Origin of the sequence: Stenotrophomonas sp. WZN-1 (assembly GCF_002192255.1) — a bacterium.
Taxonomy (GTDB): domain Bacteria; phylum Pseudomonadota; class Gammaproteobacteria; order Xanthomonadales; family Xanthomonadaceae; genus Stenotrophomonas.
This window is the reverse complement of record NZ_CP021768.1, coordinates 1,096,281-1,108,542: the sequence shown is the minus strand read 5'-3', so window position 1 is coordinate 1,108,542 and position 12,262 is coordinate 1,096,281. Positions and strand designations below refer to the sequence as shown.

General features: G+C 67.0%; 17 protein-coding genes. 14 read left to right on the top strand and 3 right to left on the bottom strand.

Annotation, left to right across the window (positions count from 1 at the left end; translation table 11 throughout):
- Window positions 1-25 precede the first annotated feature (25 nt).
- The gene (locus CCR98_RS05190) at window positions 26-850 is read left to right on the top strand and encodes a DUF3108 domain-containing protein (RefSeq protein WP_087921759.1); all 825 of its coding nucleotides are present in this window, start codon (window positions 26-28) and stop codon (window positions 848-850) included.
- Window positions 851-852: 2 nt separating this feature from the next.
- On the top strand, window positions 853-1,536 hold the full coding sequence (locus CCR98_RS05185; protein WP_087921758.1) for a DUF3108 domain-containing protein: 684 nt from the start codon (window positions 853-855) through the stop codon (window positions 1,534-1,536).
- 115 nt (window positions 1,537-1,651) lie between these two features.
- On the opposite strand, the gene CCR98_RS05180 is transcribed toward CCR98_RS05185, so the two are convergent.
- From CCR98_RS05180 to CCR98_RS05170, 3 genes are read right to left on the bottom strand one after another with little or no spacing between them, the layout of a single operon-like run.
- The gene (locus CCR98_RS05180) at window positions 1,652-1,978 is read right to left on the bottom strand and encodes a hypothetical protein (protein WP_087921757.1); all 327 of its coding nucleotides are present in this window, start codon (window positions 1,976-1,978) and stop codon (window positions 1,652-1,654) included.
- Entirely contained in the window at window positions 1,975-3,246 is a 1,272-nt protein-coding gene (gene murA / locus CCR98_RS05175; protein WP_087921756.1) for a UDP-N-acetylglucosamine 1-carboxyvinyltransferase, read from the bottom strand. Before murA ends, CCR98_RS05180 begins: the two co-directional genes overlap by 4 nt.
- A 21-nt stretch (window positions 3,247-3,267) precedes the next feature.
- Entirely contained in the window at window positions 3,268-3,498 is a 231-nt protein-coding gene (locus CCR98_RS05170) for a BolA family protein (RefSeq protein ID WP_005408396.1), read from the bottom strand.
- A gap of 54 nt (window positions 3,499-3,552) precedes the next feature.
- Here CCR98_RS05170 and CCR98_RS05165 point away from each other — a divergent pair, with 54 nt between their 5' ends.
- The 12 genes from CCR98_RS05165 (at window position 3,553) to CCR98_RS05110 (ending at window position 12,261) form a co-directional block, all read left to right on the top strand.
- The gene (locus tag CCR98_RS05165) at window positions 3,553-4,554 is read left to right on the top strand and encodes a KpsF/GutQ family sugar-phosphate isomerase (RefSeq protein ID WP_087921755.1); all 1,002 of its coding nucleotides are present in this window, start codon (window positions 3,553-3,555) and stop codon (window positions 4,552-4,554) included.
- Between the two features lie 66 nt (window positions 4,555-4,620).
- Window positions 4,621-5,169: an HAD hydrolase family protein gene (locus tag CCR98_RS05160; protein ID WP_087921754.1), complete on the top strand. Its 549-nt coding sequence runs from the start codon at window positions 4,621-4,623 to the stop codon at window positions 5,167-5,169.
- Window positions 5,166-5,741, top strand: a complete 576-nt coding sequence (gene lptC / locus CCR98_RS05155) for an LPS export ABC transporter periplasmic protein LptC (protein ID WP_087921753.1) — start codon at window positions 5,166-5,168, stop codon at window positions 5,739-5,741. The genes CCR98_RS05160 and lptC overlap by 4 nt, the downstream gene beginning before the upstream one ends.
- Window positions 5,742-5,842: 101 nt before the next feature.
- Entirely contained in the window at window positions 5,843-6,409 is a 567-nt protein-coding gene (gene lptA / locus CCR98_RS05150) for a lipopolysaccharide transport periplasmic protein LptA (RefSeq protein WP_087921752.1), read from the top strand.
- Window positions 6,409-7,128: an LPS export ABC transporter ATP-binding protein gene (gene lptB, locus CCR98_RS05145; protein WP_005415558.1), complete on the top strand. Its 720-nt coding sequence runs from the start codon at window positions 6,409-6,411 to the stop codon at window positions 7,126-7,128. Before lptA ends, lptB begins: the two co-directional genes overlap by 1 nt.
- Before the next feature lie 40 nt (window positions 7,129-7,168).
- Window positions 7,169-8,590, top strand: coding sequence for an RNA polymerase factor sigma-54 (locus CCR98_RS05140; RefSeq protein WP_087921751.1), 1,422 nt, complete (start codon window positions 7,169-7,171; stop codon window positions 8,588-8,590).
- Window positions 8,591-8,648: 58 nt separating this feature from the next.
- Complete coding sequence (gene raiA, locus CCR98_RS05135) at window positions 8,649-8,966, top strand: ribosome-associated translation inhibitor RaiA (protein ID WP_005415556.1); 318 nt, start codon at window positions 8,649-8,651, stop codon at window positions 8,964-8,966.
- Between the two features lie 21 nt (window positions 8,967-8,987).
- Window positions 8,988-9,440, top strand: coding sequence for a PTS sugar transporter subunit IIA (locus CCR98_RS05130; RefSeq protein WP_087921750.1), 453 nt, complete (start codon window positions 8,988-8,990; stop codon window positions 9,438-9,440).
- On the top strand, window positions 9,437-10,387 hold the full coding sequence (hprK, locus tag CCR98_RS05125) for an HPr(Ser) kinase/phosphatase (protein ID WP_005408388.1): 951 nt from the start codon (window positions 9,437-9,439) through the stop codon (window positions 10,385-10,387). Before CCR98_RS05130 ends, hprK begins: the two co-directional genes overlap by 4 nt.
- A gap of 27 nt (window positions 10,388-10,414) precedes the next feature.
- Complete coding sequence (gene rapZ, locus CCR98_RS05120; protein ID WP_087921749.1) at window positions 10,415-11,299, top strand: RNase adapter RapZ; 885 nt, start codon at window positions 10,415-10,417, stop codon at window positions 11,297-11,299.
- 307 nt (window positions 11,300-11,606) lie between these two features.
- Window positions 11,607-11,999, top strand: coding sequence for a PTS fructose subfamily transporter subunit IIA (locus CCR98_RS05115; RefSeq protein ID WP_014036239.1), 393 nt, complete (start codon window positions 11,607-11,609; stop codon window positions 11,997-11,999).
- The gene (locus CCR98_RS05110) at window positions 11,992-12,261 is read left to right on the top strand and encodes an HPr family phosphocarrier protein (protein WP_005408385.1); all 270 of its coding nucleotides are present in this window, start codon (window positions 11,992-11,994) and stop codon (window positions 12,259-12,261) included. The genes CCR98_RS05115 and CCR98_RS05110 overlap by 8 nt, the downstream gene beginning before the upstream one ends.
- Window position 12,262 lies beyond the last annotated feature (1 nt).

The following is a 12,262-nucleotide window of genomic DNA, read 5'->3' as shown; positions in this document are numbered from 1 at the left end:
CCCCCTCCTGCGGTCCCTGTCCTCCATGAAGACCACGACCCTGCTGTCCACTCCATTGCTGTTGTCGCTTGCCGTGTTCCCCGGCGTGGGCTGGGGCCAGGCACAGGCGCCCGCCACCCCGCCGGAACCCGTGCCCGCAGCGCAGCCTCCTGCCGATGCGCCGGCCGTACCGATGCCACCTGCACTGGCCTGGGAGCCACCGCCGCTGCAGCCGTTCAGCGCCACCTACCAGGCCTTCTACAAGGGCAAGGAGGCCGGCGACGCCAGCATGCAGGTCACCCACACCGGCGGCAGCCAGTGGCGTGTGGACATGCAGGTGGTCGGCCGCCGCGGCTTTGCCAGCGTGCTCGGCCTGAACATCGAGCAGAGCACGGTGTTCGAGGAGCGCAACGGCGCCTATGCACCGCTCAGTCAGAGTACGGTGCGCAAGGGCCTGTTCCTTGGCAAGAAGGCGGTCGGCACGTACAACTGGCAGGCCGGCACCGCGCAGTGGACCGGCGACGTCAAGAAGGAACGTGCGCAGCCGATCCCGCTGCAGCCGGGCGACCAGAGCGCGCTGCTGATCAATCTGGCGATCATGCGCGATGCCCGTCCAGGTGCCACCATGCACTACCGCTACGTGGACATGGGCAAGGTCCGCCAGCATGACTACCAGGCCGCGCCGCAGACCGAGAACGTCGAGGTCGGCGACCTGTCCTACAACGCGCTGCGGGTCTACCGGACCAACGGCGGCAACAACGAAACCATCCTCTGGATCGCCAACGGTGTCCCCACCCCGGTGCGCATCCTGCAACGCGAAGACGGCGAAGACCGCGTCGATCTGCGCCTGATCGAATACCAAGGAGTCTGAGCATGAGCACCCTGACCCGCCCCCTCACCTGGATCGCCGCGGCCGCGCTGTCGATGGCCAGCCTGCCGGCCATGGCGCTGCAGCCGTTCAAGGCCGATTACCTGGCCAGCTACATGGGCATGCAGGCCAACGGCAGCATGACGCTGAGCAGCGAGGGAGCCAGCAAGTGGCGCTACACGCTGCAGGTGAAGAACCAGCTGGCCGACCTGAGCCAGAGCACGGTGTTCGAAGAGGTGCGCGGCCAGCTCCGCCCGCTCAGCAGCCAGGACCGTTCGGCGCTGCTGGTGAAGAAGCGTAACGTGCAGGCCAACTACAACTGGACCAGCAACCAGGCCACCTGGACCGGCGACATCAAGCCGGACCGCGCCGGCCCGATCGCACTGAAGTCTGGTGACATGGATGCACTGCTGATCAACCTGGCGATCGCCCGCGACCTGGCCGCCGGCAAGCCGCTGACCTATCGCATGGTCGACGAAGGCCGCATCAAGAACATGACCTACCGAGTGATCGGCAAGGAATCGATCACCGTGGGCGGCAAGAGCTATGAAGCCACCAAGGTTTCGCGCGCCGACGGCAACAAGGAACTGATCGCATGGATCGTGCCGGAGTTCCCGGTGCCGGCGCGCATGCTGCAGCGTGAGAGCGGCCGCGATGCGCTCGACCTGACCATCAAGGCGATGAACTGACGGGAGATCCACATCATCCACGCATGGCGTGGATCTACTGGAAACCTGAAGTAGATCCACGCCATGCGTGGATGGGTGTACCCCAAAGAAAACGCCCGCTTCCGCGGGCGTTTTCCTATTTCTTCGCTTCGGCCGGTTTGTCTTCGGCCGCCTTGAATTCGGTGCGGCAGTCCACGCGGATCTGTTCACCGGTGCTGCGCCAGACGAAGGTGCGGCAATGGCGGTTGCCGTCCTGGCTGTCATTCACCGCAACCGCATAGAACGACTCGATGATCTCGTCACGCGAGACCGTGCCATCGCCGTTCCAGTCCATGTCCTTCTGCTCGATGCCCTGGGTGATGGCGATGTTGGCGTACCAGGCATAGCCCAGCCACGCCAGCACGATCAACACCAGCGCCAGCAGCGCCTTGCGACGCGGGCTGAACTTGCCGCGCAGGATCATGGCACGCGCCGGATGGTGGCGCCGAGCGAAGACAGCTTCTCTTCGATGTTCTCGTAGCCACGATCAAGGTGGTAGATGCGGTCGATGGTGGTATCGCCGCTGGCCATCAGGCCTGCCAGGATCAGCGAGGCCGAGGCGCGCAGGTCGGTGGCCATCACCGGTGCACCGCTCAGGTGCTCGCTGCCACGCACGATGGCGGTGTGGCCTTCAACCTGGATGTCCGCGCCCAGGCGCAGCAGTTCGTTGACGTGCATGAAACGGTTCTCGAAGATCGTTTCGTTGATCACGCCGACGCCGTCGGCCACGCAGTTGAGCGCCATGAACTGCGCCTGCATGTCGGTCGGGAATGCCGGGTACGGCGCGGTGGTCAGGTTGACCGCCTTCGGTCGCTTGCCCTGCATGTCCAGGGTGATGGTGTCGTCGGTGGTCTCGATCGTCGCACCGGCTTCGACCAGCTTGGACAGCACCGCGTCCATGGTGTTCGGGCGCGCACGGTTGACCGTGACCTTGCCGCCAGTCATCGCCGCGGCCACCAGGAAGGTACCGGTTTCGATGCGATCGGGCAGCACTTCGTGGCGGCCACCGGACAGGCGCTCAACGCCTTCGATGACCAGGCGCGCGGTGCCGAGGCCTTCGATCTTCGCGCCCAGCGCGATCAGGCAATGCGCCAGATCGGTCACTTCCGGTTCCATCGCACAGTTGTCGAGGATGGTGGTGCCTTCAGCCAGCACCGCGCCCATCAGCACGTTCTCGGTGCCAGTGACGCTGACCATGTCGAAGGTGAAATGGCCGCCCTTCAGGCGCTTGGCGGTGGCCTTGATGAAGCCGTTCTCGACCACGATCTCGGCACCCAGCGCCTGCAGGCCCTTGATGTGCTGGTCGACCGGACGCGAACCGATCGCGCAGCCGCCGGGCAGCGACACTTCCGCCGCGCCGAAGCGGGCCAGCAGCGGGCCCAGCACCAGGATCGAGGCGCGCATGGTCTTGACCAGCTCGTACGGCGCCACGTGCTGGTTCACCGAGCGCGGGTCGACCACGATCGCGCTGCCGCGCGACAGCGTGCCCTGGTCGATGGTGACCTTGGCACCCAGCTCGCCGAGCAGCTTCACCGTGGTGACCACGTCGTGCAGGTGCGGCACGTTGGTGATCTCCACCGGCGCATCGGCCAGCAGGGTCGCGCAGAGAATGGGGAGGACGGCGTTCTTGGCGCCGGAGATGCTCACTTCACCGTGCAGCGCAGCGCCGCCGGTCACAACGATCTTGGCCATGTATTCGGGATCTTCTGCGGTTCAGCCGGCTTCGGCCGGGGTCACGGTTTTCAGCGCCAGCGCGTGGATCGCGCCGCCCATCAGGTCGCCCAGGGTGGCATACACCATCCGGTGGCGAGCCAGCGGCATCTTGCCGGCAAAGGCCTCGCAGACCACGGTCGCTTCGAAATGCACGCCATCGTCGCCCTGCACGTCGGCGCGGGCGCCGGGCAGGCCGGTTTCGATCAGATTGCGGATGGTGTCGGCGTCCAACGGGCTTTCCTAATAAAATGTGCCTCCATTCTACTTCCGCTGCGTGGCGTCCGCATGGCCGAATCCCTGTTGCCCCCCCGTTCCGTCGACCCTGCCAGCCTGGTCGCCAGTGGCCGCCGCGTCTTCGAGATCGAGCAGCAGGCGCTGGATGCCGTGGCCGACCGCCTCGGCGAGGCCTTCCAGCAGGCCTGCCAGGCGATCCTGGCCAGCCGCGGCCGGGTGGTCGCCACCGGCATGGGCAAGTCCGGGCATATCGCCCGCAAGATCGCCGCTACGCTGGCCTCGACCGGCACTCCCGCGTTCTACGTGCACCCGGGCGAAGCCGGCCATGGTGACCTGGGCATGATCACCGAGGACGACGTGGTGCTGGCCCTGTCCTATTCGGGCGAGTCGGACGAAGTGCTGATGCTGCTGCCGGTGCTCAAGCGCCAGGGCAACGTGCTGATTTCCATGACCGGCCGCCCGCAGTCGAGCCTGGCCACCGCCGCCGACATCCACCTGGACGTCAGTGTGCCGGCCGAGGCCTGCCCGCTGGCGCTGGCGCCGACCTCCAGCACCACCGCCTCGCTGGCGATGGGCGACGCGCTGGCCGTGGCCCTGCTTGACGCGCGCGGCTTCACCGCCGACGACTTCGCCCGCTCGCACCCGGCCGGCAGCCTTGGCCGTCGCCTGCTGCTGCACATCACCGACGTCATGCACACCGGCGAGGACCTGCCCAGCGTGGGTGCCGACGCCAGCCTCAGCGAAGCGCTGATGGAGATGAGCCGCAAGCGGCTGGGCATGACCGCCGTGGTGGATGCCGATGGCGTGCTGATCGGCCTGTTCACCGACGGCGACCTGCGCCGGGCGCTGGACAGTGCGCTGGACGTGCGCACCGCGAAGATCGCCGATGTGATGACCCGCAACCCACGCACCATCGGCGCCGACCAGCTGGCGGTGGAGGCTGCCCGGCTGATGGAGACCCACAAGATCACCGGCCTGATCGTGGTCGACGGCCAGGGCCGCGCGGTCGGCGCCCTGAACATTCATGACCTGTTGCGGGCCCGGGTGGTTTAACCAACAGTCCGTAGACCCCATTCAGTCTGTACTGCCCCACCCGAACCTACCGAGCCTGCCGCCCTGATGCCCTGGTCCCCCCTGCCCGCCTTCCCCGCCCACCTGCATGCCGCCGCGGCCCGCGTCCGCCTGGCCTGCTTCGACGTGGACGGCACCCTCACCGACGGTCGGCTGTACTACGACAAGGACGGCAACGAGAGCAAGGCATACTTCGTGCAGGACGGCCTGGGCCTGAAACTGCTGCAGCAGCACGGCATCCACCCCGTGCTGATTACCGCGCGCAACAGCCAGTCCGCGCTCAAGCGCGGCGCCGACCTCGGCATCGACACCCAGATCGCCGTGGGCGACAAGCTGGCCAGCGTGCAGGCGCTGTGTGCGCAGCACGGCATCGGCCTGGAGCAGGTGGCCTTCATGGGCGACGACCTGCCGGACCTGGCGCCGCTGGGCGCGGTCGGCCTGGCAGTGGCGCCGGCCAACGCCCACCCGTGGATCGCCGAGCGCGTGCACTGGCAGACCCGCGCCGATGGCGGACGTGGCGCTGCCCGTGAGCTGTGCGACATCCTGCTGGCCGCCCAGGGCCACGTGGACACGGTCCTGGCGAGGTTCGGCGCATGAACCTGCCGACCCTGAACTGGCGCACCGTGCTCGGCATCGGCCTGCTGCTGGCGGCCCTGCTCAGCAGCTGGGCGGCCCTGCGCAACCGCGACAAGGGTCCGGCCAGTGGCGGCCAGGAAGTCGGCGTGGACTACATCCTGCATGACTTCCAGATCGTCGCCCTGGATGAGCACGGCAAGGAATCGACCACCCTGCGCGCACCGTTGCTGGAGCGCCAGCGTGGCGACCAGACCATCAACATCGCCACGCCGCTGTTCGAGATGCCGGACAAGGATGGCAGGCACTGGACCCTGCGTGCCGAGACCGGCTGGCTCAGCGCCAAGGGCGACGAGATGAAGCTGCGCGGCAATGTCGCCGGCGACAGCCCGGCCGATCCCGGCGTGGTGCCGACCACCTTCCGCACCGACCACCTGGATGTGTTCCCGAAGGAGAACCGTGCCCGCACTGATGCGCTGGTCACCATGACCCGCCCCGGCATGGAACAGTCCGGCGTTGGCTTCGAGGTGGATTCGAAGAACAACACGTATCATTTCCTCAGCCAGTCCAAGGGCCGCTACACGCCCCGTCGCTGATTCCGCCGCCCTCCTGCGACGTCCCCGGACAGGCGCAAGGCAGGCAGCCCACCCACCCGCCCCCGGTTTTCCGGGCGGCCCCACCGGTAGAACGGACCCCGATGAAGATTCCCTTTGCAGCCGTACTCGCGCTCGGCCTGCTTGTTCCCAGCGCTGCCTTTGCCAAGTCCACCGACCGCAACGAGAACATGAACATCGATTCCGGCGCCCAGTCGGGCGTGCTCACCGGCGATGGCAAGACCGTGCTCTCGCAGGGCGTGACCGTCACCCAGGGCTCGCTGGACATCCGCTCGTCCGAAGCCGAGATCTACCTGAAGGACGGCGAGGCCGTGCGTGCGGTGTTCACCGGCAAGCAGGCCACGATGAAGCAGCAGCTCGACGATGGCACCTGGATGGACGCAGTGGCTGATCGCATCGACTACGACATCAAGACCGAGATCATCACCCTGACCGGCAACTACAAGGTCACCAGCGCGCGCGGCACCAACGCCGGCCAGCGCATGGTCTACAACACCCGCAGCGGTGAGATGAACTCCGGTGGCGATGGCAGCCGGGTGCGCACCGTCATCCCGCCGAAGAACAAGAATCCGGCGGCACAGCCGACGGCCACGCCCAAGGCGGCGGCGCCGGCCAGCACGCCGGCCAAGCCGGCCGGGAGCAAGAAGTAATGCTCGTCGCCAAGGGCCTGCGCAAGCGCTACAAGCAGCGCGAAGTCGTCAAGGACTTCGGGCTGACCCTCGACGCCGGCGAAGTGGTGGGCCTGCTCGGCCCCAACGGCGCCGGCAAGACCACCTGCTTCTACATGATCGTCGGCCTGGTCGCCGCCGATGCCGGCAGCATCGTGCTCGACGGCAAGGACATCACCAGCGACCCGATGTATACCCGCGCCAAGCAGGGCGTGGGCTACCTGCCGCAGGAACCGTCGGTGTTCCGCAAGCTGACCGTGGCCGACAACCTCCGCCTGGTACTGGAGCTGCGCGAAGACCTGGATTCGGCCGGCCGCGAACGCGAGTTGAACAGCCTGCTCGACGAACTGCAGCTGGGCCATGTCGCCGACCAGCTCGGCGCCAGCCTGTCCGGCGGCGAACGTCGTCGCTGCGAGATCGCCCGCGCACTGGCCGCACAGCCGCGCCTGATCCTGCTCGACGAACCGTTTGCCGGTGTCGACCCGATCTCGGTGGGGGAAATCCAGCGCATCGTCACCCACCTCAAGCAGCGTGGCATCGGCGTGCTGATCACCGACCACAACGTGCGCGAGACCTTGGGAATCTGCGACCGCGCGTATATCCTCGCCGAGGGCACCGTGCTGGCCCAGGGCTCGCCAGAGGCGATCCTGGACAACGCCGACGTACGTCGCGTCTACCTTGGGGATTCCTTCAAGCTGTGACGGCAGGCGCCGGGTCCCTTTCCTTCCGTTCGGCACAGGCATGAAGACTCGGCTGCAGACATCGTTGGGACAGCACCTGGTGCTCACGCCCCAGCTGCAGCAGGCGATCAAGCTGCTGCAGATGTCCACGACCGAGCTGGAGCTTGAAATCGCCCAGGCCGTGGAAAGCAATCCGCTGCTGGACTGGGCCGACAGCAACGACGGCAGTGCTGCCAATGAAGGCAGCGACAGCGCGGATGCCGACGCGCCCGCCGAACGCACCGACAACGGTGACGACTGGGCACCGGCCGAACTCGACTGGAGTGCCGCCGGCAGTGGCGGCAGCTTCGACGATGACGATGACACCGGCAGCGCCGCCGAGCGCGTGGCCGAAACCGAGACGCTGGCCGACCACCTGCTGTGGCAGCTGCACCTGTCGCATCTTTCCATGCATGACCGCAGCATCGGCGCTGCGCTGATCGATGCGTTGGACGACGACGGTTACCTGCGCGAACCGCTGGCCACCATCGCCGAAACCCTGCTGCCGTCGGTCCATGCCGATGAGGATGAAATCCTTGCGGTGCTGCATCGCATCCAGCGCTTCGACCCGGTCGGCATTGCCGCGCGCACGCTCGGCGAGTGCCTGCAGCTGCAGCTGGACGTGTTGCCTGCCGACACGCCGGGTCTGGCGCTGGCGCGACAGATTGCCGCAGGCCCGCTGGAACGGCTGCCGCGCAGTGGCGTCGCCGGGCTGGCCCATGAACTGAAACAGCCACTGGACGAGGTCGACACGGCGGTCGCCCTGCTGCGCTCGCTGGACCCGCGCCCAGGTACGCAGATCGCGCCGCTTTCGCAGGACACCTACGTGGTGCCCGACGTGGTGGTGTGGCGGCAGAACGGCATCTGGCGCGCGGCGCTTGCGGCCCACGCCGGGCCGAAGGTGGTGATCCACCGTGGCTACGAACAGCTGATCCGCCGCTGTGGCGAGGCCGACGCCGGCTACCTGCGCGGCCAGCTGCAGGAGGCGCGCTGGCTGTTGAAGGGCCTGCAGCAGCGCGGCGAAACCCTGCTGCGGGTGGTGCGCAGCCTGATCCTGCAACAGGCCGGCTTCCTCGAATTCGGCGAGCAGGCGCTGCGCCCGCTGACCCTGCGCGAGATCGCCGCCGAGCTGGGCCTGCACGAATCCACGGTGTCGCGTGCAATCGCCCGCAAGCACGTGCATACGCCGCGCGGCACCCTGCCGCTGCGCGCCTTCTTCGCCTCGGGCATCGATACCGAAGGCGGTGGCGAGGCGTCCAGCACGGCCATCCAGGCGATGATCCGGCGCCTGATCGACGATGAGAACCCGCGCAAGCCGCTTTCTGACGCCAAGCTGGCTGACCTGCTCAAATCGTCGGGAATTCCAGTGGCGCGACGCACCGTGGCGAAGTATCGTGAAGCCATGAACATCTCCGCCTCGCACGAAAGGGTCAGAATCGCTTGACGCGCCGCCGCGCCCGGCGGAGAGGTTCATTGGCACATCCGAACACAGGAGAAACCCGATGCGCATCGAAACGTTTGGCAAAGACGTCGAAGTCACCCCGGCCCTGCAGTCCTATGTAGAGGAGAAGCTGGCCCGGATCGGGAAACACTTCGACCAGCACTGCGAAGCGCGGGTGACCCTCAAGCTGCAGAAGACCGAACACCACGTCGACGCCAGCCTCAACATTCCGGGGCAGACCCTGCACGCCGAGGCCGGCGGCCAGACCATGTATGCCGCGATCGACCTGCTTGCGGACAAGCTTGACCGCCTGGTCATCAAGCACAAGGAGAAAAAACAGCAGCACGCACCGCTGCCGGTGGGCGACAATGGTGGCTGATCGCCACCGTTCCCCGCAGACATGCCCCTGACTGACCTCCTGGCGGCCGTGCAGACCCAGCTCTGCACGGCCACCGACCGTGACAGCGTCCTGCAGGCCGCCGCCGGGTTGCTGGCCTGCCGCCAGGCAAACGCCGAACAGATCTATCTGAACCTGTGCCAGCGCGAAGCCCTGGGCAGCACCGCGATCGGCCATGGCATCGCCATCCCCCACGGCCGCGCGCCGACCCTGGACCGCCCCCGTGGCGCCCTGCTGCGGCTAACGACCCCGGTCGACTTCGGCGGCGACGAGCCGGTGGACCTGGTGTTCGCGATGGCCGTCCCCGCCCACTACACCCACCAGCACCTGATGCTGCTGTCCGAGCTGGCCGAGCTGTTTTCCGCACCGGACATCCGCCAGGCCCTGCGCGACGCGGGCGATGCCCGGGCCCTGCGCGAGGCGCTGGACATGACCCCACCTGCGAGCGCCGCATGAATACCAGCATCACCGCCCGTGAACTGTTCGAACAGCAGCGCGAGCGGCTGGGGCTGCGCTGGGCCGCCGGCAAATCCGGTGAGAAACGCGAGCTGGAGGCCGGCAACACGGTCTCGCGGCGTCCGTCGCTGGCCGGCTACCTCAATGCGATCTATCCCAACAAGGTGCAGATCCTGGGCACCGAGGAACTGTCCTGGCTGGATGCGCTGGAACCGCGCCAGCGTTGGGAGACCATCGAAAAGATCATGCAGTCGCATCCGCTGGCGCTGGTGCTGACCCGCAACCAGGCGTGCCCGGAAGACCTGCGCGCCGCAGCGGATGAATCCGGCACACCGTTGTGGCTGTCGCCCAAGCGCGGTCATGAACTGCTCAACCACCTGTCCTACCATCTGGCGCGCACGCTGGCGCCGCGGGTGATCCTGCACGGCGTGTTCATGGAGATCTATTCCATCGGCGTGCTGATCACCGGCGAGGCCGGGTCGGGCAAGAGCGAGCTGGCCCTGGAACTGCTCAGCCGCGGCCATCGACTGGTGGCCGACGATGCGCCCGAATTCACCCAGATCGCGCCTGACGTACTCGACGGCACCTGCCCCGAACTGCTGCAGGACCTGCTGGAAGTGCGCGGCCTGGGCGTGCTGAACGTGCGCGAGATGTTCGGCGATACGGCTGTAAAGAAGAACAAGTACCTTCGGCTGATCGTCCACCTGACCAAGCCGATGACCGAACCCACCCCGCATGGCTACGAGCGCCTGACCGGCGACTCGGGCACCCGCCATGTGCTGGACCTGGATGTTCCGCTGATCACCCTGCCGGTGATGCCCGGCCGCAACCTGGCCGTGCTGACCGAGGCCGCAACCCGCCTGCACATCCTGCGCACCAAGGGCATCGACCCTGCGGCCATGTTCATCGCCCGCCACAGCAATCTGCTGGAACGGCGAACACCCTGATTCCCCTGCCCCTCGAAGAGCCTGTCCATGAGCACCGCAACCCCCACCGCCCCGACCCTGATCATCGTCAGCGGCCTGTCCGGCTCGGGTAAATCCGTCGCCCTGAAGACCTTCGAGGACCAGGACTACTACTGCTCGGACAACCTGCCGATCCACCTGCTGCCGGACTTCGTGCGCAGCCTGCTGTCCAATCACGACGGCAGCGCGCCGCGCCGGCTGGCAGTAGGTATCGACGTGCGCGGCCAGGCCGACCTGAGCCAGCTGGGCGACTGGCGGCAGCTGGCCGCCGATGCCGGCGTGGAAGTGAAGGTGCTGTTCTTCGAGGCCAGCGACGAAACGGTGCTCAAGCGCTACGCCGACACCCGTCGCCGCCATCCACTGAGCCAGCTGGGCCTGTCGTTGCCCGAAGCGATCGCGCGCGAGCGCGAGCTGACCGCGCCGCTGCGCCGTGAGGCCGATGCGGTGATCGATACCAGCAACCTCAACGTTCATCAGCTGCGGCGGCGGATCATCACCGAGTTCACGCTGGACCATGCCACCAGCCTGTCGTTGCTGTTCGAATCGTTCGCTTACAAACGCGGCGTCCCGGCCGAGGCGGACTTCGTGTTCGACGCCCGCGTGCTGCCCAATCCGCACTGGGACCCGGACCTGCGCGCGCTCAGCGGCCGCGAGCCCGGCGTGCGCGACTACCTGGAGGCGCAGCCGGACGTGCAGCGCTACCTGGCCCAGCTGATGGATTTCCTCGATACCTGGTTGCCGAAACTGGGCGATGGCACTCGCAGCTATGTGACCGTGGCGTTCGGCTGCACCGGCGGCAAGCATCGTTCGGTGTTCCTGGCCGAGCGCATGGCCCGGCATGCCCGCGAGATGGGCTGGGAAGACGTGGCCACCTACCACCGTGAACAGGATTGAGGGGCTCGGCCGGGCTGCGCCCGGCACCCGCTGGTAGTGCCGGCTGCTGGCCGGCAACAGCAAAAGCAACAGCAAAAGCGGCTTCCGTGGGATGGCGGTGCGGTGTGCTGTTGGTGGGTGTCGACCTTGGTCGACACGATGGATCCACGCCATGCGTGGATGAATCTCTGCCAGGCATCGAAAAACGGATGGGGTCGGATCCTTTTCCAACGGAAAAGGGCTCCGACCCCAGCAACGCTGAATACGGGACACAGTGCCCCTCATCTGCTGCTATCGCCGATTCACCTTGACCTGTTAACGTGCAGTAATGACCTGTGGCATTCTCCTCGTAACACATCCCGGGGTCGGGACCGCCCTGCTTGACGTGGCGACCCGGCTCCTGCGGCAGTTGCCGCTGAAAACCGAAGCTTTCGAAGTACCGTTCGACGCAGACCTGGACGCCCTGCTCCCACTCGCCTCGGCCGCCCTGCGGCGGGTCGACAGTGGTGAAGGCGTGCTGATCCTGACCGACCTGTACGGCGCCAGCCCCGCCAACCTTGCCGGGCAGCTGGCCCGGCTGGGGACCCCGGTTCGCCGGGTGTCGGCGCTGAGCCTGCCGATGTTGCTGCGGGTGATGAATTATCCGGAACAGGGACTGGATCAACTGCCCGCCACAGCCGCGGCGGGTACCCGTAATGGAGCGATAGTCGACGATGCTTGAACGAGAACTCACCGTCAGCAACCGCCTGGGCCTGCATGCCCGGGCCACCGCCAAGCTGGTGCAGACCCTGGCGCCGTTCCGCTGCAACGTGACCATGGCCGCCAAGGGCCGTGAGATCAACGCCAAGAGCATCATGGGCGTGATGCTGCTGGCCGCCGGCCAGGGTACCCCCGTGACGGTGCGCATCAACGGCGAAGATGAAGCCGCCGCGATGGAAGCGGTGGTCGGCCTGTTCGAACGCCGCTTCGACGAGGACAGCTGAG

Bases quoted from the DNA above. Each gene is read 5' to 3' on its own strand.
- CCR98_RS05190 (WP_087921759.1), top strand. From the start codon at position 26: ATGAAGACCACGACCCTGCTGTCCACTCCATTGCTGTTGTCGCTTGCC.
- CCR98_RS05185 (WP_087921758.1), top strand. From the start codon at position 853: ATGAGCACCCTGACCCGCCCCCTCACCTGGATCGCCGCGGCCGCGCTG.
- CCR98_RS05180 (WP_087921757.1), bottom strand. From the start codon at position 1,978: ATGATCCTGCGCGGCAAGTTCAGCCCGCGTCGCAAGGCGCTGCTGGCG.
- murA (WP_087921756.1), bottom strand. From the start codon at position 3,246: ATGGCCAAGATCGTTGTGACCGGCGGCGCTGCGCTGCACGGTGAAGTG.
- CCR98_RS05165 (WP_087921755.1), top strand. From the start codon at position 3,553: ATGGCCGAATCCCTGTTGCCCCCCCGTTCCGTCGACCCTGCCAGCCTG.
- CCR98_RS05160 (WP_087921754.1), top strand. From the start codon at position 4,621: ATGCCCTGGTCCCCCCTGCCCGCCTTCCCCGCCCACCTGCATGCCGCC.
- lptC (WP_087921753.1), top strand. From the start codon at position 5,166: ATGAACCTGCCGACCCTGAACTGGCGCACCGTGCTCGGCATCGGCCTG.
- lptA (WP_087921752.1), top strand. From the start codon at position 5,843: ATGAAGATTCCCTTTGCAGCCGTACTCGCGCTCGGCCTGCTTGTTCCC.
- lptB (WP_005415558.1), top strand. From the start codon at position 6,409: ATGCTCGTCGCCAAGGGCCTGCGCAAGCGCTACAAGCAGCGCGAAGTC.
- CCR98_RS05140 (WP_087921751.1), top strand. From the start codon at position 7,169: ATGAAGACTCGGCTGCAGACATCGTTGGGACAGCACCTGGTGCTCACG.
- raiA (WP_005415556.1), top strand. From the start codon at position 8,649: ATGCGCATCGAAACGTTTGGCAAAGACGTCGAAGTCACCCCGGCCCTG.
- CCR98_RS05130 (WP_087921750.1), top strand. From the start codon at position 8,988: ATGCCCCTGACTGACCTCCTGGCGGCCGTGCAGACCCAGCTCTGCACG.
- hprK (WP_005408388.1), top strand. From the start codon at position 9,437: ATGAATACCAGCATCACCGCCCGTGAACTGTTCGAACAGCAGCGCGAG.
- rapZ (WP_087921749.1), top strand. From the start codon at position 10,415: ATGAGCACCGCAACCCCCACCGCCCCGACCCTGATCATCGTCAGCGGC.
- CCR98_RS05115 (WP_014036239.1), top strand. From the start codon at position 11,607: ATGACCTGTGGCATTCTCCTCGTAACACATCCCGGGGTCGGGACCGCC.
- CCR98_RS05110 (WP_005408385.1), top strand. From the start codon at position 11,992: ATGCTTGAACGAGAACTCACCGTCAGCAACCGCCTGGGCCTGCATGCC.